This is a genomic window from Subtercola sp. YIM 133946 (genome assembly GCF_036553535.1).
Taxonomy (GTDB): Bacteria; Actinomycetota; Actinomycetes; order Actinomycetales; family Microbacteriaceae; genus Subtercola.
Genome location: NZ_JAZHPE010000008.1, coordinates 44,364 through 63,227, shown reverse-complemented (window position 1 = coordinate 63,227; position 18,864 = coordinate 44,364). Strand labels below are relative to the sequence as shown.

Sequence of the window (18,864 nt, the reverse complement as noted above, 5' to 3'; positions counted from 1 at the left end):
GGTGTGAGCCACGCTCGGTACGACCGACCGAGCGGTCGGTCGACACGGCTCGGAAAAACGGCTAGGCTCGCCAACCAGCAGGTCGTCGACACAGCGCCGGCCGGTGACTCGGTTCAAGGAGGAACCCTCTCGTGCCAGACACCCCGCCCACTCCCCACCGCCTCGACGGCAAGGTCGCCCTGGTGACCGCGGCCAGCCGTGGCATCGGGCTCGCCATCGCCGAACGGCTCGCCGCCGAAGGTGCGAAGGTGTGCATCACGGCGCGCAACGCCGGGCCGCTGGCCGAGGCCGCAGCGTCACTGCCCGGTGGCGGGGGCATCTGGGTTGCCGGCAAGGCCGACGACGCCGAGCACCGCCGCGAGGTACTCGACCTCATCGCGAACACGCACGGGCGCCTCGACGTGCTCGTCAACAACGCCGGCATCAACCCGGCCTACGGCACGCTGATGGAGCTCGACCTCGGCGCCGCCCGCAAGATCACCGAGCTGAACATCATCGGCACGCTCGCCTGGGTGCAAGACGTGGTGAAGGATGCCCGGCTGGGCTTCGCCGAGCACGGCGGGTCGATCGTGAACATCTCGTCGGTCACGGGCCAGACTCCCTCCCCCGGCATCGGCTTCTACGGCGTGACAAAGGCGGCCATCTCGCACCTCACGCGTACTCTGGGCGTCGAGCTCGGGCCGAGCATCCGGGTCAATGCCGTGGCCCCCGGGCTCGTCAAGACCCGGTTCGCAGAGGCGCTCTACGACGGCCGCGAGGCCGAGGTCACCGCGCAGTATCCGCTCGGCCGGCTGGGTGCACCCGTCGACATCGCCGGCGCCGTCGCGTTTCTCGCCTCTGACGATGCGGCGTGGATCACCGCCCAGACGCTGACCGTCGACGGTGGCCTGCTGGCGGCCGGAGGGGTGGCCTGATGACCGACGACTCCCTCGCGCTGAGCTCTGCCGACGACGTGGCGACGATGCTCGACCTGTTCAGGAGGGTCTGCGAGGTGCGGGCGTTCGAGAGCCTGGTTTCGACGCTCTACCGCGACGGCGACATTCCCGGTTTCGTGCACGTCTCACTCGGCCAGGAGGCCTCGGCGGTCGGCGCCTGCAGCCCGCTGCGCCTCACCGACATGATCACCTCGAACCACCGCGGGCACGGCCACTGCCTGGCGAAGGGCATGGCGCCGCAGCCTATGTTCGCCGAGCTCTTCGGCCACGCCGACGGCACGGTGGCCGGGCGGGGTGGGTCGATGCACATCGCCGACCCGGGCCTCGGCATTCTCGGCGCGAACGGCATCGTCGCCGCCGGGGTTCCGATCGCGGTGGGCGCCAGCGTGGCGGCCCGCCTGCGGGGCGCGGGCGACGTCGTCGTGTCGTTCTTCGGCGACGGCGCCGTGGCGCAGGGCCTCTTCCACGAGGCGATCAACCTCGCCGCACTCTGGAAGCTGCCCGTGGTGTTCTTCTGCGAGAACAACGGCTACGCCGAATTCACCCCCGCAGAGAACGGCCACCCGGCCACACTCGAGCAGCGTGCCGCGGGCTACGGCGTGCCCTACGTGCGCGTCGACGGAACCGACGTGTGGCAGGTGCATACGACCATGCAGCGCACCGTCGAGCGGGTGCGCACCGACGGGCCGGTCGTCGTCGAGGCCATGACGGCCCGCTGGCACGGGCACTACGAGGGCGACCAGCAGAAGTACCGCGACCCGCTGCACCTCGAACACGGCCGCTCGATGGATCCGGTGGCCGTGGGCCGGCAGCGCCTGCTCGCCTCGGGTGTCGACTCCGCCGAGATCGACGCCGTGCAGGCCGCCGCCGACGGGCTGATGAGCGACGCGGCGGCAACCGCGGCGACCGGCGTGCAGCCCGCGGTGACGGATGCCGGTGAGTACGTCATCGCCCCTCGACCACGGGTGGTCGAGGGTGATCTCGACCCGGCCGCACCCCCCATCAAGTACATGGCGGCCATTCGCGACGCCATCGAGTCGGAGCTGGCCGACGACCCCGCGGTGATCTTCACCGGCATCGACGTCGGTGCCGGGGGCGGCGTCTTCGCCGTCTCGCGCGGAATCCACGAGCGGTTCGCCGATCGTGTGCTAGACACCCCCATCTCGGAGTCGGCCATTCTGGGCGTCGCCGTCGGCGGCGCCATGGCCGGCCTCAAGCCGCTCGCCGAGATCATGTACATCGACTTCATCGGTGTGGCGTTCGACCAGCTGCTGAACCAGGCAGCGAAGCTGCACTTCATGACCGCAGGCCGGGCATCCATGCAGCTCACGGTGCGCACGCAGTTCGGCGCGGGCCGCTCGGCCGGCAGCCAGCACTCGCAGAGCCTCGAGGCCCTGCTCGCGCACATCCCCGGCCTGACCGTGGTCATGCCCGCCACGGCTGCCGACGCCTACGGGCTGCTCAGAACGGCCATCCAAGACCCGAACCCGGTGGTCTTCATCGAGAACCGCCTGCTGTATGGGCGAAAGTCGCCCTCGTACCCGCCCGAGCACCGCGTGCCCATCGGCAAGGCGCGCGTGGCCCGCGAGGGCACCGACGTCACCATCGTCTCGTACTCGCGCATGATGCTCGAGAGCCTGGTGGTCGCAGAGGCCCTCGCCGACGAGGGCATCAGCGTCGAGGTGATCGACCTGCGCACCATCCAGCCCTGGGATCGTGACACGGTGCTGGCCTCGGTCGAGAAGACCAGCCGGCTCGTCGTGGTGCACGAGGCCGTCACCGACTTCGGCGTCGGTGCCGAGATCGTGGCGACGGTCGCACGCGACGGATTCTGGTTTCTCGACGCCCCCGTCGAACGCGTCGGCGCCGCCTTCACCCCCGCCCCCTACGCACCCGACCTCGAGGCCGAGTGGCTGCCGAGCCATGACGACATCGCAGCCGCCGTGCGCCGAACCGTGAGCATCTGACATCATGACGCAGACCACCACCAAGCCCTCGACGAGCCAGCGATGATCCAGCCATGATCCACGCCACCTACCCGCACCCGAGGTCGTACGACTCGTCGGCCACCTTCAGCGAGACCGTCGGCCACGCCTTCCTGCGAGCCGTCGCCGCGGCACCCGATGCCCCCTACGTCGATTCGCCCGAGGGCGCCTTCAGCTTCGCCGAGATCTACCGCCGCGCCGCCCGGCTGCAGCTGCGTCTGCAGGCCGCGGGGGTCGAGCGCGGCGATGTGGTCGCTGTGCAGCTGCCCAACTGGTGGGAGACCATCGTGGCCTTCTACGCCGCCTGGGGGCTCGGCGCGATCGTCAACCCGATCACGCCGATCTACCGCACCTCAGAGCTCAGCCAGATCTTCGCCACGTCGAGGCCGCGGGCCGTGCTGGCGCCGAAGGTCTTCAGAGGCACGGCCTACGCCCCGATCATCCATTCGGCCCTCGTGAGCGCGGGGGCGGATGCCGCACTGCTGCTCGTGCGCGACGACTCCGGCGAGCCACCGGCCCATGCCCCCAGCGCGCCCGAGTTCATCGTCGTCGACGCCGACCCCGATGACGTCGCGATGCTGATGTACACCTCGGGCACCACCGGCCGGGCGAAGGGCGTGCTGCACAGCCACCGCACGCTGCTCTACGAGGCCGACTCGATCGGCCAGGTCTTCGGCCCCGACGCCACCACCGTTTTCATGCCCTCGCCTCTCAGCCACATCACCGGAATGCTCTACGGCGTGCTCACTCCGATGCTCACCCGCGGCCGGGTCGTGCTGCAAGACCAGTGGTCGCCCGAGGTGGCCGTCGACCTGATCGAGGCCGCCTCGGCCGCGGCGATCGTCGCCGCGACACCGTTTCTGCGCGGCCTGATCGATGCGTACCGCGACCGCGGCACCACCTCGAGCCTGCAGACCTTCATCTGCGGCGGAGCCGACATTCCCGCCGACCTCATCTCGCAGGGCATGCAGGTGATGGGCACACGTGTACTGCGAACGTACGGCTCGACCGAGATGCCGACGCTCTCGATCGTTCGGCCGAGCGACGGCGACGACGTGCGGTTCGACAGTGAGGGTGCCGTCATCGGCGAGGCGGCGGCCCGCACGGTCGACGCCGACGAGCAGCAGGGCATCGGCTCGCTCGAGGTGCACGGCCCCGAACTCTTCGTCGGCTACCTCGACCCGGCCGACAACGAGCGCGCCTTCACCACCGACGGCTGGTTCGTGACGGGCGACCTCGCGTCGATCTCCGACGGGGGCACCGTGCGCATCCGGGGCCGGCTGAAAGACCTGATCGTGCGTGGCGGTGAGAACATCAGCGCCAAAGAGGTCGAAGACTTCCTGCTCGGTCATCCCGACATCGACGACGTGGCGGTGGTCGGCTTCGCCGACGAGATCCTCGGCGAGCGCGCGTGCGCCGTGGTGGTCACGCGACGGCCAGATCTCGGCCTCGCCGACCTGGTCGCCCACCTGAAGGCGGTCGGCATCGCACAGCAGAAGTACCCCGAGGCGCTGCTCGTGGTCGAGCAGCTCACCCGAACGGTGTCGGGCAAGGTGCAGAAGTTCGAGCTGCGCAAGCAGGTCGCCGACGCCCTCAGCGCGGGCCGCCTCGCGGTTCGGCAGCCGGCGACCCGGCAGCCCGGCGAGCCCCGACAGCACGGCTGAACGTTCAGCGCACGTTGACATTCCCAGCGTGCGGCCATAGCGTGGAGAGGCAACCGACCGAGCGGTCGGTCGCTGAGTGATCGAAGGGGATCCCGTGAGACAGGACATCGAATTCCGAAGCGGTGGCGACACCATCCGGGGGTGGCTCTACACGCCAGACGAGGGCGACGGCCCCTTCCCCACCATCGTCATGGCCGGTGGCTGGTGCTACGTCAAAGAGATCGTGCAGCCGCACTACGCCCAGATGTTCGCCGACAACGGGTTCGCCGCCATCCTCTTCGACTACCGCAACTTCGGCGACTCGGGCGGCGAGCGCCGCCAGCACATCGACCCGACCTGGCAGATCGAGGATTATCGCAACGCGATCTCGTACGCAGAGACCCTCGATGTCGTCGACTCCGAGCGCATCGGCACCTGGGGCCTGTCGTACAGCGGCGGCCACTCGCTGGTGCTGGCCGCCATCGACCACCGCGTGAAGGTCGCCGTCTCGCAGATTCCCGTTGTGTCGGGCTACCTCAACATGCGCCTGAACAACGGCACCGTGAACTTCCGCCGGCTCGAGCAGGCGATTCTGGATGCCCGCCGCCTGCGCTTCACCACCGGCGAAGACGTCATGGTTCCGCACTTCACCCTCGACACCCAGAACGAGATCTCGGCCTGGCCGTTCCCCGAGGGCTACGACGTCTTCGGCACCTTCCAGAAGACGGTCGCCCCGAACTACAGCTACGACGCCACGCTCGAGTCGGTCGACCTGCTGATGTCATACGACGTGAGGCCGTTTCTGCACCGCATCGTGAACACCCCGACCCTGGTGATCGTGGCAGAGAATGACGACATCACACTGTGGGAAGAGGAGATCGCCGCCTACAACGCGATTCCGACCGCCAAGAAGAAGCTGGTCGTGATCGACAAGTCCGACCACCTGGCGCTGTACAGCAAGCAGACGCTGCTCATCCAGTGCGCCACCGCGGCCACCGAATGGTTTCTCGAACGGCTCATGCCGCTCGGGCAGAACGACTGACGAAGGAGAGAACAGATGGGCCGCCTAGAGGGCAAAGTCGCATTCATCACGGGAGCAGCTCGTGGCCAGGGGCGGAGTCACGCGCTGCGTCTCGCCGAGGAGGGTGCCGACATCATCGCCGTCGACATCGTCGAGCAGATCGGCTCGGTCCCGTACGACCTGGCCACCGAAGACGACCTCGCCGAGACCGTTCGCCAGGTCGAGGCGCTCGACCGTCGCATCATCGCCAGCAAAGCAGACGTGCGCGACTTCGACCAGGTCAAGGCAGCGGTCGATGCCGGGGTCGCCGAACTCGGGCGCCTCGATATCGTCTGCGCGAATGCCGGCATCCTGAGCTTCGGCACCGTGACCGAGCTGAGCGAAGACTCCTGGCGCGACATGCTCGACGTGCACGTCACGGGCGGCTGGCACACCGCGAAGGCCGCGATTCCGCACATCAGGGCGGGCGGCCGGGGCGGCTCGATCGTGCTCACCAGCTCGACCGCGGCCATCAGGCCGTATGAGAACATGGCCCACTACGTCACCGCAAAGCACGGAGTGGTCGGGCTGATGAAGGCGCTGGCGATCGAGCTCGCCAAAGACAACATCCGCGTCAACGCGGTGCACCCGACGAACGTCGACACCCCGATGATCCAGAACCAGGCGACCTACGGCCTGTTCTCGCCCGACATGAAGCCCGAAGACCGCACACGCGAAGTGATGGAGCCGAGCTTCGCCACGATCAACGCTCTGCCCATCGGCTGGGTCGACCCCGTCGACATCTCGAACGCCATCATGTACCTGGTGTCAGACGACGGCCGGTACGTCACGGGCATCTCGCTGCCGGTCGACGCCGGGTTCGGCATCCACTGACCAGCAGGGGCCGCGCCGCCGGCGACACGGGCTAGATGCCCGCCACGTCGGCGGCGGCCTCGAGCAGGCGGGGCACTCCGCGCTCGAGGCTGGGGCCGAACACCGTGTCGTCGGGGCGCTCGCCCTTCAGGTAGCGGGTGTAGATCGCCTCAGAGAAGATGGCCGCCTTCCACAGCGCGAGCGCCTGGTACCAGCCGAGATCAGACAGGTCGAGGTCGGAATTCTGGGCGTAGCGCGCCAGCACCTCGTCACGGGTGAGGTAGCCGGGCTCGCGGGTGACGCTCGAGAGCTCCATGGTGGTGGGCTCGTGGTCGGGGCTCGCCCAGGTCGCCACGAGATAGCCCAGGTCGGCCAGCGGGTCACCGAGGGTCGCCATCTCCCAGTCGAGCACCCCGATGACGGTAGCCGGCGCCTCACGGGCGAACATGAGATTGCCGGTGCGGTAGTCGCCATGCACGATCGACGCCCGCTGCGTGCCCGGGATGTTCGCCGCCAGCCACGCGCCGATGCGGGCGACCTCGGGCATCTCCCGCACCGTCGCCCCCGCCCAGAGCGAACCGAAGCGGCCGACCTGGCGCTCGAGGTAGCCGTCGGGGCGGCCGAGCGTCGCCAGCTCTCCCGACCGCACATCGAGCCGGTGCAACCCGACGAGAGTATCGACCACCGCCTCGCTCGTCGCCCGGCGCTGCTCGAGCGAGTCGAGCGGCGCGGGGATGCTGCCGGTCACCACGAGCCCGTCGAGGTACGACATGAGGTAGAAGGGCACGCCGAGAACGTCATCGGTCTCGCACACCGCGATGATCTGGGGAACCGCCACGCCCTCCCGGCCCACGAGCGTCTGGATGCGGGCCTCGCGGATCATGTCGTGGGTCGACTTCGGCAGCGGCGGCCTCGGCCCCCGGCGCAGGATGAACTCCGCGGCGCCTCGCCGCATGCGATAGGTGACGTTCGACTGGCCGTCGCCGACGCGCTGCCACTGGACCTCTCCGCTGCCGAGCTGGTGCTGATCGAGAAAGGCGATGAGCGACTCGACCACGAGGAACGGCGGTGAGGCGAGGCGCGCGGCCTCTGCCGGGGTGGCGACCACTTCGACGCCGTCGGGAGTGTTGTGCATCCCAATACTATGACCGACCGAGCGCCCGGTAGCAATGACGTGGCCCGAAGGCGTACGCTGTGGTGACATGAAAGAGCCCACTGCCCCCAGCGTCGCGACGGCCGACCGCCTGCTCGTCGCAGCCGCGGCCCTGTTTCGCGAGAAGGGCTTCGCGGCCACCTCGACGCGCGAGCTGTCAGAGCGGCTCGGCATCGTGAAGGCCTCGCTCTACCACCACATCAAGAGCAAAGACGACCTGCTGTTGCGCATCTCGATGCTGAGCCTCGAGCGCATCCGTCTGGCGGCCGTCGCCGCCATCGAGGCCGCCCCGCCCGGCGAGACGCTGCGCGCGGTCATCGCCGCGCACCTCGAGACGGCCCTGACCGACCGCGACATGCACGCCACCATGCTCGCCGAACTGCACTCGCTCACCCCCGAGCGGCGCGCCACCGTACTGGCCGAGCGCGACGCATACGAGGCGGTGCTGCGCTCGGTGATCGCGGCCGAGCAGCAGGCCGGCCAGCTGCGCACCGACCTCGACGCCCGCGAGCTCACCCTGGGCCTGCTCAACCTGCTGAACTGGACCATCTTCTGGTACAGCCCCGAGGGCCCGCAGACCCCGGCCGACATCGCGCGGTTCTTGACGACGATCTACCTCGACGGCGCAACGGCGCGCCCGGCACCCACCCCCTGACCACAGAAAGGGCGAACGAATGAGCGAACCGATCGACGCCACCGAACTCGAGAGCCTGCGGCTGCGCACGCGCGCGTTCATCCGCGACGTCGTGGTCGCGCAGGAGCCCGCCCCCGGCGAGCGCCTGACCGAAGATGCTCGCCTGAGCCTGCAGGCAGCTGCCCGCGCAGCCGGGGTCTTCGCCCCGCTCGCCCCGAAGGAGTTCGGCGGGCATGCCCTGCCCATCGAGAGCTGGTCGCCCATTCTGCAGGAGGCCGGCTACTCGCCGATCGGCCCGACAGCCCTCAACTGCATGGCGCCCGACGAGGGCAACATGCACATGCTGAACCTGATCGCCACGCCGGCTCAGCGTGAGAAGTACCTCGCGCCGGTGGCCAGGGGCGACATGCGTTCGTGCTTCGCCATGACCGAGCCGCACCCGGGCGCCGGCTCCGACCCGGCCGCCCTGCTGACCGAGGCCCGGCGGGTCGAGGGCGGCTGGCTCATCACCGGCGAGAAGCGCTTCATCAGCGGCGCAGACGGTGCCGGTTTCGCCATCGTCATGGCCCGCAACGACGAGAGCGCCGGGGTGCCCGAGGGCGCGACGATGCTGCTCGTCGACAGCGACAACCCCGGCATGACGGTGGGAGCGCACATCCACACCATCGACCGGGCCATCGGCGGCGGGCATCCGTACGTCTCCTTCACCGACTGCTTCGTCGACGACGACGCCGTTCTGGGCGAGGCCGGCAAGGGTTTCGTGTACGCGCAGGTGCGGCTCGCGCCCGCCCGTCTCACCCACTGCATGCGCTGGCTCGGGCTGGCCAGGCGATCGCTCGACATCGCCCTCGACCGGGTGAACGAACGGGTGATCTTCGGCGCGCCCATCGCCGACCTCGGCATCGCGCAAGACCTCATCGCCCGTGCCGTGATCGACATCGAGACGAGCGATGCCATCATCACCAAGACGGCCGCCCTGCTCGAGACCGACCCGCGCGCGGGCGCGGCGCTGTCGTCGGTGGCAAAGGTGCACTGCTCCGACGCGATCTACCGGGTCATCGACACGTGCATCCAGCTGTGCGGGGGCGACGGGGTGTCGGATGAGCTGCCGCTGGCCTCGTACCTGAACGAGGTGCGCCCGTTCCGCATCTACGACGGCTCGAACGAGACGCACAAGTGGGCGATCGCCCGGCGTGCGGCGAAGGCGCGCAAGCGCGCGGTGGCGTAGGGCGTCGGTGAGCGCAGGCGTCGGGCGTCGGCTCGCCTGAGCAGGTCGACAGCGGCCGCCCAGCGGCAGCCCGGCGGCTACCGGGCGGGCATCCGTCAGCCGGCGAGCAGACCGACGAAACCGCGGTTGGCGTGCTCGGGCGCTGCGAAGTAGGCTCCCCGGCGGCGGTCGGCCGAATGCTCGCAGCACACGGCGTAGACCAGGTGCAGCTCGCCGACGGTGAACGTGAGCAATTCATCGGCGGTGCGCGTACAACCGAACACGATGCACCCGACAGGCTCTGACGACATGGTGGCTCCCGACTCCCTGATGGCTTTCGGATGCCGGGGTCTGGGGCTGCACAAAACGTAACACCCGCGCCCGGGAGTCTCAACCCCGGTAGGCCACCCAGGGCGAATCGATGTCGGAGTTCTCGAGGTCGAGCTCGTGGCTCTCGTTCGAGTAGAACCGCACCGAGAGCCCATCGGGGTCACGGCAGATCAGCAGCCAGCCGAGCATGCCCCGCAGCACCCCCGAGTGGTCGATGCGGTGCGCGTCGAAGTACCGCGCCCAGGCGTCGAGGTCTGCGCGGGTGTCGGCGGCGAACACGATGGGGTCGAAACTGCTCTGCCGGGCCGCCACGGCCGGAGCCTGGCGCAGCTCGACGACCACGTCGAGCCCCGGAATCGTGACGATGTACGCGAACACGGTGCCATTCGGCAGCACATGGTCGAACTGCGGCAGCCGCTCGGCTCCGAGCGCCGTGCCGTACCAGTCGAGGCTGGCGCCGAGGTCTGACACCGCGATCTTCAGGTGGTGGATGCCCGCGACGTACGGCCTCGCCGCGTCGCCCGGTGACGTGTCGACGTTCAGCGTCGCGGCGGTACTCGGTGTCGTCGCGGTGCCGGGTGCTGGCGCGGCGCCGGGTGCTGGCGCGGTGCCGGGTGCTGGCGCGGTGCCGGGTGCTGGCGCGGCGATCGGAGTCTCGGGGGTGCTCATGGTGCGTCCTGTTCTGTTCGTCGCGGAGGTCGGGTCGTGGTCACAGTGTCGTCGGCGGGCGTGATGTGCGCCATCGAGCGGAACACGTCGGCAGGATCGTACCGCCCCTTGATGCGGCGTAGCCGGGCGAGTTTCTCGGCGCCGAAGACATCGGCGAGGTCGGGCGCGGCCGCGGCTCCCACGAAGTTCAGGTACGCCCCGGCCGGCGCGAACCGCGCGAGGGCGGCATGGGTGCGTCGGCACCAGTCGACGTGGGCTTGGTCAGACGGCGCCGAGCGCCAGCCGCCCGTCACGTTGAATGCCAGCGCGGCGTCACGCCGCGGATAGGCGGTGTCGTCTTCGCCCACGTCGGCGACCGCACCCCCGAGCAGCAGCAGCTCGATCTGGGCGTCTTCGGGCGGCATGGTCGACGCGGCATCGAGCATCACATCGATCACGTCGGCATCGAGCGCCCTGAGGTGGCCGGGTTTCAAGAAATAGCGGTAGCCGTGCGGGTAGCGGTGGTCTTGAGACGACTGCACCTCGGCGAAGCGCATGCGCCTCGAGCGGGCTGTTCCGAACGACGAGAGCCCGAGCATCCGCTCAGCGTCGGCTTCGGCCGCGGCGTCGCCCGACCACAGCCACTCGACGGTGACTGCGGGCGTGCCCGTGAAGGCGCCGACACGGTCGCCCGCGATCTTCTGCAGTTTCACCATCACCTGAAGCTCGCGGGGCAGTGAGGCCGCCCGCTCGCCGTATGCCGCGAGCGCGTCTCGCGCTTCGGCGAGGGGCACCACCCGCGTGCCGAAGGTCACCTCGCCGATCGGCTGCGCCTGCATCGTGTACTCGACGACCGCCCCGAAACTGCCGCCCCCGCCGCGCAGCGCCCAGAACAGATCGGGCTCGTGCGACTCGTCGGTGACGACGATCTCGCCGCTGCCGAGAACGGCCCGGGCGCTCACGAGGTGGTCGCTGGTGAGACCGCGGCTGCGCGAGAGCCAGCCGATTCCGCCGCCGAGAACGAGGCCGCCGACCCCGGTGTGCGACACGACGCCGGCGGGCACGGCCAGGCCGTGGCGGCCGAGCGCCCAGTCGAGGTCGCCGAGCAGCGCTCCGCCGCCGACCGTGACACGCCCCGAGACGACATCGACGTCGACGGCCCGCAGCCCGCCCAGGTCGATGACGATCGCGCCGTCGGCCACCGCCGCACCGGCGATCTGGTGCCCGCCGCCTTTCACCGAGACAGGTACGCCGCTCGCGGTGGCCTCGCGAACGACGTAGGCGACGTCGGCCGCGCCACCGCAGCGCGCGACGGCGAGCGGAACCCTGTCGACCATGCCGTTCCACACCGCGCGCGCGGCATCGAAGCGCGCGTCGCCAGCCGTCACGAGCCGGTCGTCGAACCGCTCACGCAGGCGCGTCAACAGGGCGTCCGCACCGCCCCCCGGCAGGGCGCGCTCATCCACGACCGCACCCCCCTCCAGCGTCGCCGCCATCACGCAGCCCCCGCGAGCTCGCTAGCTGCTCCCGCCGCGGGCCCGACATCACCGGCCGCCTCCGCAGCTGGGGTCGCGCCAGGCGCCACCCCCGTACCCGTCGACACCGCGTCGACCGCGTCGGCCCCGGATGCCCACCCCGCCACCAGCGGATTCGTGAGCTCGCCCACACCCTCCACCGCCACCGTCACCACGTCGCCCGGCTTCATGAACTCGGGCGGCGTGCGAAAGGCGCCCACCCCGCCCGGCGTGCCCGTCGTCACCACGTCGCCCGGGCTCAGCGTCACGGTGCGCGTCAAGAACTCGATCAGCTCCGGAATCCTGACCACCATCATGTCGGTGGTCGCGTCTTGCTTCAGCACACCGTTGACCGTCGTGGTGATGCGCCGCCCACCGATCTCACCCACCTCGTCGGCCGTCACGATGTCGGGGCCGACAGGGCAGAACGTGTCGGGGCTCTTGCACAGCATGATCTGCAGCGACTCGCGCTGCATCACGTCGCGCGCGCTCACGTCGTTGATCATCGTGTAGCCGAACACGTACTGCCAGGCATCCGCCGCCGCCACATTCTTCGCCGTCTTCGAGATGACGAAGGTGAGCTCGGCCTCGTAGTCGGTGGCCGTGCGCTGCTCGGGGATGACGATGGCGTCGCCCGGGCCGATCACCGACGACCACAGCCCGGGAAAGAAGACGGGTTCGACCGGGGTGATGAGGTGCGCGACCTCGGCGAGGTGGTTGGCGTAGTTGCCGCCCGCGTAGATGATCTGGCACCGGTCGGCCAGCGGTGCGAGCAGCCGCTCGGGCACGACGGCCGTCGCTGTTTCGACCAGCGCGGCCACCGCCGCCTGCTCAGGCTCGGATGCCCGCAGGTACTGCCGAAGGTCGCTGAACCCCGTGTCGACCACCCTCGTCTCGTCGACGCGCAGGCCGAGCCGGTCGGCTCCCTCGTACCGGTACTTCACGAATCTCATGACGTAACTCCTCCTGTCGTTGCCGGCGCGGCGGCCGGAGCGCTGATGAGCCGGTGCACCTCGGCGCGCAGTTCGGCGAACCGAGGCTCGGCCTTCGTGGCGAGCTGGTCGCGTTCGCGCCCGAACGGCACGGCCAGGTCGGCCCGTACCGATGCCGGCCGGCCGCCGAGCACGATCACGCGGTCTGCGAGGTAGATGGCCTCGTCGATGTCGTGGGTGATGAGCACCACCGACTGCCCCTCGTCGTTGCGGATGCGCAGCACCAGGTCTTCGAGGCTTTCCCGGGTCTGCGCGTCGACCGACGCGAAGGGTTCGTCCATCAACAGAACACGCGGTTCGAAGACCAGCGCACGGGCGATGGCCACCCGCTGCTGCATTCCGCCCGAGAGCTGCCAGGGGTAGCTGTCGCGGGCATCCGTCAGCCCCACGTCGGCGAGCGCGCGCAGAGCCCGCGTTGTTCGAAGCGACCGCGCGACGCGGCCCTTCAGCGGCAGCATCACGTTGTCGATCACGCTCAGCCAGGGCAGCAACGACCGGCTGTAATCCTGGAAGACCAGGCTGACGGCGGCACTCGGCCCGGCGATCTTCGAGCCCTCCACCGCGACGAAACCCTCGCTCGGGGCCTGCAGCCCAGCCAGGCAGCGCAGCAGGGTGGTCTTGCCCACGCCCGACGACCCGACGATGCACACGAACTCTCCGGGCGCCACTGCGAACTGCAGGTCGCGGAGTATCGCCGCCGTTCCGGCCGCCGTCTGGTACGCGTGGCCGAGGCCCACTGCCTCGATCACCGCCGCCGTCTGAGAACTCATTTCACACCCTTCTTTCGGTACGCCGGATGCCAGGCCAGGAGCCGGGCCTCGACCACCCTGAACACGAGGTTGAGCGCGTAGCCGAGCAGGCCGAGCACGATCATCCCCGTCCACATGTCGGTGATCGCATAGTTTCGCTGTGCCGCCAGCACGAAGTTGCCGATGCCGCGATAGGCACCGCTCATCTCGCTCACCACGATCAGCACCACGGCGATCGACAGTGCCGTGCGTGCCCCGGCGAGAATCTGCGGAGCGGCCGAGGGCAGGCGAACAGAGAACAGTGCGATGGCGGGCTTCAGCCGAAAGGCCGTCGAGACGTCGCGCACCACCGGGTCGGTCGAGCGCACCCCCGCGACCGTGTTGACGAGAATGGGCCACAGCGCACCGAACGCGATCACAGCGATGCGCATGTCGTCGCCCAGACCGATGGCGATGATCGCGATCGGCAGAATCGCCACTGCGGGAACCGCCCGCAGAAACTCGAGTTCGGGTTCGACCGCGTCGAGCAGCCGGGGCAGCAGGCCGAGCGCGAGCCCGGCCGCGACGCCCACGATCACCGCGATGCCGTAGCCGGCCAGCAGGTTCAGGATGCTCGGCAGCAGATCGCTCGACACCCGCCCCTGCACCACCCACACCTGCCAGGTCTTGGCGAGGATCTTCTGCAGTGGTGGAAAGAATGGCGACGTGGAGTTCGCACTGGCGAACCACCACACCCCGACGAGCACGACGGGCAGCCAGACCTCGAGCGCCACACGGCCGAGCAGCAGGCCGAGCCGGCGCCTGGTGCCCCCGGCCGTCGTGCTCGGGGGCATCTGCCCTGCGGCGGTGACCGACGCGTTCGGGGCCGTCGTGGCCGCGTCGCGGGCCGGTCGGTGTGTCACGGTCGACGTCATCTCAGCGGCCTTCCGTTCGAACGGAGGGGTGCCAGAACAGCATCCGTCTCTGGGCGACAGCGACGCCGAGGTTGAGCGCCACGCCGAGCAGGGCCGCAACGACGACGTACGCGTAGGCGGTCGGCACCTGCGCTCCGAGCTGGGCGAGGGCTATCTCGCGGCCGACGCCGGGCGCGTTGCCGATGAGTTCGGCGGCGACCGCGAGCAGCAGGGCGATCGTGCTCGCCACCCGCAACCCGGTCAGGAGGAACGGGGTCGAGCTCGGCAGCACGATGTCGACCCACAGCGAGCGCCGCGACAGCCGGAAGGCCCGCGAGACATCGCGCAGAAGGGGATCGACCTCGCGCACCGCGTACACCGCCTGCAGGAAGAGCGGCCACACCGACCCGAACACGATCAGCACCACCTGCATCTCGGCGCTCGGACCGTACAGCAGCACCGCGAGCGGAATCAGCGTCACCGGTGGAATGGTGCGCAGGAAGTCGACCGACAGCCGCGTGCTGGCGGTTGCGAATCCGCCGCTGCCGGCGAGCAGCCCCAGGGGAACGGCGACCACGATGGCGATCGCGAGCCCCACCAGGGTGCTGCCGACCGTCGCGCCCACCGCCGCCCAGAAAGCGCCGGTCGCGACCAGCTGACCGAGGGCCACCACGGTCTCGCCGGGCGACGGAACGACGGTGTCGCCGAGCAAGATCGTCGCCGCCTGCCAGAGCGCGAGCGACACGATGACGGCCGCCGCCCGCCACCCCCAGCGCACCGCCGACGGGCGCCGGCGGCGCGACGACGCGAAGGGCGCCGCCTGATGCACCGGATGCACGGTCATGACCATCTGCTTCTCCGTCGCCTGTCGCCGATCAGTTGCCGCTGACGAGCAGCGTGTCGTAGTCGGGCTGGTTGTCGAGGAACTTGTACGTGTTCATGAGGTCGACCAGCTTGCGCATGCCGGAGGTGTCACCGGCACTCTCGGCGTAGGTCGGAAGGGTGATCACCTTCAGCACGTCGGGCGAGATCGTGGTGTACGTGCCGGCGATCTGGCGCGCCAGGTCTGTATCGGCGTTCGCCCGCGCGCCCGCTTCACCCACGGCCTTGTTGAAGCGGGTGACGATGTCGGGGTTCGCGGTGGCGTAGGCCGTCGAGGCGACGAAGATCGTCGACGGCAGGCCCGGCACCGAGTACGACTGGGGTGCGATCACCGTGGTCAGGCCCTTGGCCTTGGCGGCCGAGAGGAACGGCTCGACGATCAGGGCCGCGTCGACCTTGCCGCTGGTGAGGGCATCCACCATCTGCGGAAAGGCCAGCTCGACGAACTGCACCTTCGACGAATCGCCGCCCTGCTTGTCGATGGCTGCTGCGGCGGTGAGCTGGGCGATGCCCTTCAGCTGGTTCACGGCCACGGTCTTGCCCGCGAGGCCGGCCACGCTGGTGATGGCGGGATTCGCCGTCATGATCGCCGAGTAGTCTTTCGACGCGTCGGTCGGCGACACCGTGGCGACGCCGGTCGCGGTGATGCCGATGTCGTTCGACGACGCCGTGATCGTGCCGGCGGCGTCGCCGAGGGCGAAGGTAAGGCCGCCGTTGAGCAGCTGCGGTATGGCTTCGGCACCCGACTGGATGGTCGTCGTGGTGACGGCGAGACCCTGCTCGGCGAACTCCTTCTGCTGGGCGAGGTAGACGGCGGCCGATGCCGTCGAGGGGCTCACGCCGACGGTGATGGCGGTGAGGCCGCCTGACGCCGTGGCGGCCGGTGCCGCTGCGCCGGCCTGCCCGGCGCAGCCCGAGAGGCCGATGACGGCTGCTGCGAGGGCCGCTGCGAGAATGCTGCGTTTCATGAGGATGTCACACTCCGTTGTGTTGAGGACAGTACAGCGAGTATCGCAGCGCAGGTGCATGGTGTCAATGTCACTGGGTGACTTTGTACTTGCAGTCTTCTTCGGGGTCGGGAGGTTGGATGCGCGGCTACCGGCTCGCGATGAGCGCCGTGATCACGGCCGCGAAGCGCTCGTCTGACAACCGCGCTCCGAAGCTGTCGGCGTTCGTCTCCATGCGCAGCACCGCCTGCTGATGGTAGCGCTGCACGGCAGAGACGGCGGCCGCGGCATCCTTCGCCGAGATCGCCGCGATGATCTCGGCGCGTTCGTCGCCGACCTGCCCGGTCAGGTTCTGCCAGAACGCGGTCTCAGGCGGAAACAGGTCGACCTCGATGCGGTCGAGCAGCTGCACCAGAAAGCGGGCGAACACCATCAGCAGCGGCTCGTGCGCACTCGCAGCGAGAGAGGTCAGGAACGCCACCACCCCGTCGAGGATCTCGCGGGGATTCTCGCCGCCGACCACCCTCGCGTTCGCGTCGGTCAGGGCCTGCACATCGTCGACCGTTGCGCGATCGATCGCCAGAACGACGGCGCGCTCGTTGATCAGCGACAGCATCGAGATGATCTCGGCCACGCTGACGCCCTCCATCTGAAGCGCTGTGGCGAGCGAACTCGTGACGAGATTCGTGGTGTCTTCGACCACGTACGAGCCGCTGCCGTGCCGCACCTCGACGAGGCCCATCACGGCGAGGGCGCGCATCGACTCGCGCACCGTCGACGGGCTGACCTTGTACACGGTCGCGAGGTCGCGCTCGGTCGGCAGCCGCGAGCCCTTCGAGATCGCGCCGGTCGCGATGAGCCCGCGCAGGTCTTCGATGATGGTGTCGGCCGCACCGGCCCGACTGACCTGCGACGAGGTGACCAGTTCAACTGCGGGCGGCCGGGCCTCTGGTTTCGATCGGGGCACGCAGACAGCTTATGCCCCGGTGCCGGAGGTCAGCAGTACGGCACGTTGACCGCGAGGCCGCCCGTCGAGGTCTCCTTGTAGCGCGACGACATGTCGTTGCCGGTCTGCCGCATCGTCTCGATGACGGTGTCGAACGACACGACGTGGCGACCGTCGCCGAGCAGGGCGATGCGGGCGGCGGTCAGAGCCGTCGACGCGGCCACCGCATTGCGTTCGATGCACGGAATCTGCACCAGCCCGCCGACGGGGTCGCAGGTCAGACCGAGGTGGTGCTCCATGGCGATCTCGGCGGCGTTCTCGACCTGTTCGGGTGTGCCGCCCCATACGGCGCAGAGCCCGCCGGCGGCCATGGCGCAGGCGGTGCCGACCTCGCCCTGGCAGCCCGCTTCCGCGCCGGAGATCGACGCGTTCGCCTTCACAATAGAACCGATCGCCGACGCGGTGAGCAGAAACGAGCGCACCTCGGCGTCAGTCGCGCCCTGCTGCACGAGGTGGTAGAGCACAGCGGGTACGACGCCCGCGGCTCCGTTCGTCGGTGCGGTCACGACACGGCCGCCGGCGGCGTTCTCCTCGTTGACGGCCATCGCGTAGACCGCGACCCACTCGTCGGCCGAGACCGAGCCACTGCTTCGCGCGGCCAGCTGCGAGTGGGCATCCGCTGCGCGTCGAACGACGCCGAGGCCGCCCGGCAGTGCGCCGCGGGTCGAGAGCCCGGCTTCGACGCACGCGCTCATCGCCGCCCAGATCGCAGCGAGCCCCCGGTCGACCGTGTCGGGGCCGAACATCTGCAGCTCATCGTCGAGGGCAACGCTCGCGATCGACCGGCCGGCCGACTCACGCAGCAGCCCGGCGGCGTTGGCGTAGGTCGAGCGCGGCAGGCGGGCGGGCAGCACGGCCGGCGGCGCGTCGTGCGGGGCGGCAGGCAGTGCAGCCGCGTGCCGCCCGGCTTCTGACGAGGCGACGGGCTGCCCGGCATCCGCCTCGACGACGAAGCCGCCCCCGATCGAGAGATACGTGCGCGTCAGCAGCGTCGCGGTGTCATCTGAAGCGATGAGCGTCAGGGCGTTCGGATGCCCGTACCCCCGCGCGAACGGCTCGAAGACGATGTCGTGGCGGGTCATCGGCACACCCGCCACCGAGAGCGTCTCGCCGCGCACCAGCGCCTCCCACAGGCCTCGAACCTCATCGGGGTCACAGCTCTCGGGCGCGAGACCGCGCAGGCCCGCGATCACGGCGTCGGGGGTGCCGTGCCCGACGCCCGTCGCGCCGAGCGACCCGTGCAGCGTGCATCCGAGCCGAACGACAGAGCGCGCGAGCCCGCGTGCCGCGAGCTCGTCGACGAACATCCGGCCCGCCCGCATGGGGCCGACCGTGTGCGAGCTCGACGGCCCGATTCCGATGGAGAAGAGGTCGAGGGCAGAGACGTAGACGCCGCTCACAGAAGAGTCGGCTCTGCAACGCCGCATCGCGCACTGTTCATGCGACCAACGTAACACCGCCACCTGTCGTGCC

18 protein-coding genes are annotated in these 18,864 nt (G+C 69.7%); 7 read left to right on the top strand and 11 right to left on the bottom strand.

The features are described 5' to 3' along the window. The first annotated feature begins 131 nt into the window (after positions 1-131). The 5 genes from V3W46_RS01770 to V3W46_RS01750 all read left to right on the top strand — a co-directional run bounded on the left by V3W46_RS01770 (position 132) and on the right by V3W46_RS01750 (position 6,457). On the top strand, positions 132-914 hold the full coding sequence (locus V3W46_RS01770) for an SDR family oxidoreductase (protein ID WP_331781365.1): 783 nt from the start codon (positions 132-134) through the stop codon (positions 912-914). Further along, positions 914-2,902 (top strand): alpha-ketoacid dehydrogenase subunit alpha/beta, encoded by a 1,989-nt coding sequence (locus V3W46_RS01765; RefSeq protein ID WP_331781364.1) that lies wholly within the window; start codon positions 914-916, stop codon positions 2,900-2,902. The genes V3W46_RS01770 and V3W46_RS01765 overlap by 1 nt, the downstream gene beginning before the upstream one ends. 53 nt (positions 2,903-2,955) lie before the next feature. Beyond that, entirely contained in the window at positions 2,956-4,584 is a 1,629-nt protein-coding gene (locus V3W46_RS01760) for an AMP-binding protein (RefSeq protein WP_331781363.1), read from the top strand. A 94-nt stretch (positions 4,585-4,678) separates the two neighbouring features. Continuing rightward, the gene (locus V3W46_RS01755) at positions 4,679-5,605 is read left to right on the top strand and encodes an alpha/beta hydrolase (RefSeq protein WP_331781362.1); all 927 of its coding nucleotides are present in this window, start codon (positions 4,679-4,681) and stop codon (positions 5,603-5,605) included. Between the two features lie 15 nt (positions 5,606-5,620). Beyond that, positions 5,621-6,457 (top strand): mycofactocin-coupled SDR family oxidoreductase, encoded by an 837-nt coding sequence (locus V3W46_RS01750; protein ID WP_331781361.1) that lies wholly within the window; start codon positions 5,621-5,623, stop codon positions 6,455-6,457. Between the two features lie 31 nt (positions 6,458-6,488). On the opposite strand, the gene V3W46_RS01745 is transcribed toward V3W46_RS01750, so the two are convergent. Next, complete coding sequence (locus V3W46_RS01745) at positions 6,489-7,571, bottom strand: phosphotransferase family protein (RefSeq protein WP_331781360.1); 1,083 nt, start codon at positions 7,569-7,571, stop codon at positions 6,489-6,491. A gap of 67 nt (positions 7,572-7,638) precedes the next feature. Between V3W46_RS01745 and V3W46_RS01740 the strand changes: the two genes are divergently transcribed. Then, positions 7,639-8,244 carry a TetR/AcrR family transcriptional regulator gene (locus tag V3W46_RS01740; protein ID WP_331781359.1) on the top strand — a complete coding sequence of 202 codons (606 nt, stop codon included), beginning with the start codon at positions 7,639-7,641 and terminating at the stop codon, positions 8,242-8,244. Positions 8,245-8,263: 19 nt separating this feature from the next. After that, positions 8,264-9,451 (top strand): acyl-CoA dehydrogenase family protein, encoded by a 1,188-nt coding sequence (locus V3W46_RS01735; protein WP_331781358.1) that lies wholly within the window; start codon positions 8,264-8,266, stop codon positions 9,449-9,451. 95 nt (positions 9,452-9,546) lie between these two features. Here the strand turns inward: V3W46_RS01735 and V3W46_RS01730 are convergent, their stop codons facing one another. From V3W46_RS01730 to V3W46_RS01685, 10 genes are all read right to left on the bottom strand, one after another. Further along, positions 9,547-9,741 carry a hypothetical protein gene (locus tag V3W46_RS01730; protein ID WP_331781357.1) on the bottom strand — a complete coding sequence of 65 codons (195 nt, stop codon included), beginning with the start codon at positions 9,739-9,741 and terminating at the stop codon, positions 9,547-9,549. A gap of 79 nt (positions 9,742-9,820) precedes the next feature. Beyond that, positions 9,821-10,429, bottom strand: a complete 609-nt coding sequence (locus tag V3W46_RS01725; protein WP_331781356.1) for a VOC family protein — start codon at positions 10,427-10,429, stop codon at positions 9,821-9,823. Further along, on the bottom strand, positions 10,426-11,874 hold the full coding sequence (locus tag V3W46_RS01720) for an FAD-binding oxidoreductase (protein ID WP_331781355.1): 1,449 nt from the start codon (positions 11,872-11,874) through the stop codon (positions 10,426-10,428). The genes V3W46_RS01725 and V3W46_RS01720 overlap by 4 nt, the downstream gene beginning before the upstream one ends. A 29-nt stretch (positions 11,875-11,903) precedes the next feature. After that, complete coding sequence (locus V3W46_RS01715) at positions 11,904-12,875, bottom strand: fumarylacetoacetate hydrolase family protein (protein ID WP_331781354.1); 972 nt, start codon at positions 12,873-12,875, stop codon at positions 11,904-11,906. Then, complete coding sequence (locus V3W46_RS01710) at positions 12,872-13,684, bottom strand: ABC transporter ATP-binding protein (RefSeq protein WP_331781353.1); 813 nt, start codon at positions 13,682-13,684, stop codon at positions 12,872-12,874. The genes V3W46_RS01715 and V3W46_RS01710 overlap by 4 nt, the downstream gene beginning before the upstream one ends. Beyond that, positions 13,681-14,577 carry an ABC transporter permease gene (locus V3W46_RS01705; protein WP_331781352.1) on the bottom strand — a complete coding sequence of 299 codons (897 nt, stop codon included), beginning with the start codon at positions 14,575-14,577 and terminating at the stop codon, positions 13,681-13,683. Before V3W46_RS01705 ends, V3W46_RS01710 begins: the two co-directional genes overlap by 4 nt. A gap of 1 nt (position 14,578) precedes the next feature. Continuing rightward, a complete protein-coding gene (locus V3W46_RS01700) occupies positions 14,579-15,400 on the bottom strand; it encodes an ABC transporter permease (protein WP_331781351.1) in 822 nt (273 codons plus the stop codon). 31 nt (positions 15,401-15,431) lie between these two features. After that, the gene (locus V3W46_RS01695; protein WP_331781350.1) at positions 15,432-16,406 is read right to left on the bottom strand and encodes an ABC transporter substrate-binding protein; all 975 of its coding nucleotides are present in this window, start codon (positions 16,404-16,406) and stop codon (positions 15,432-15,434) included. 127 nt (positions 16,407-16,533) lie between these two features. Continuing rightward, the gene (locus V3W46_RS01690) at positions 16,534-17,352 is read right to left on the bottom strand and encodes a FadR/GntR family transcriptional regulator (protein WP_331781349.1); all 819 of its coding nucleotides are present in this window, start codon (positions 17,350-17,352) and stop codon (positions 16,534-16,536) included. Between the two features lie 29 nt (positions 17,353-17,381). Next, positions 17,382-18,818, bottom strand: coding sequence for an L-serine ammonia-lyase (locus V3W46_RS01685; RefSeq protein WP_331781348.1), 1,437 nt, complete (start codon positions 18,816-18,818; stop codon positions 17,382-17,384). Between the last annotated feature and the right edge of the window lie 46 nt (positions 18,819-18,864).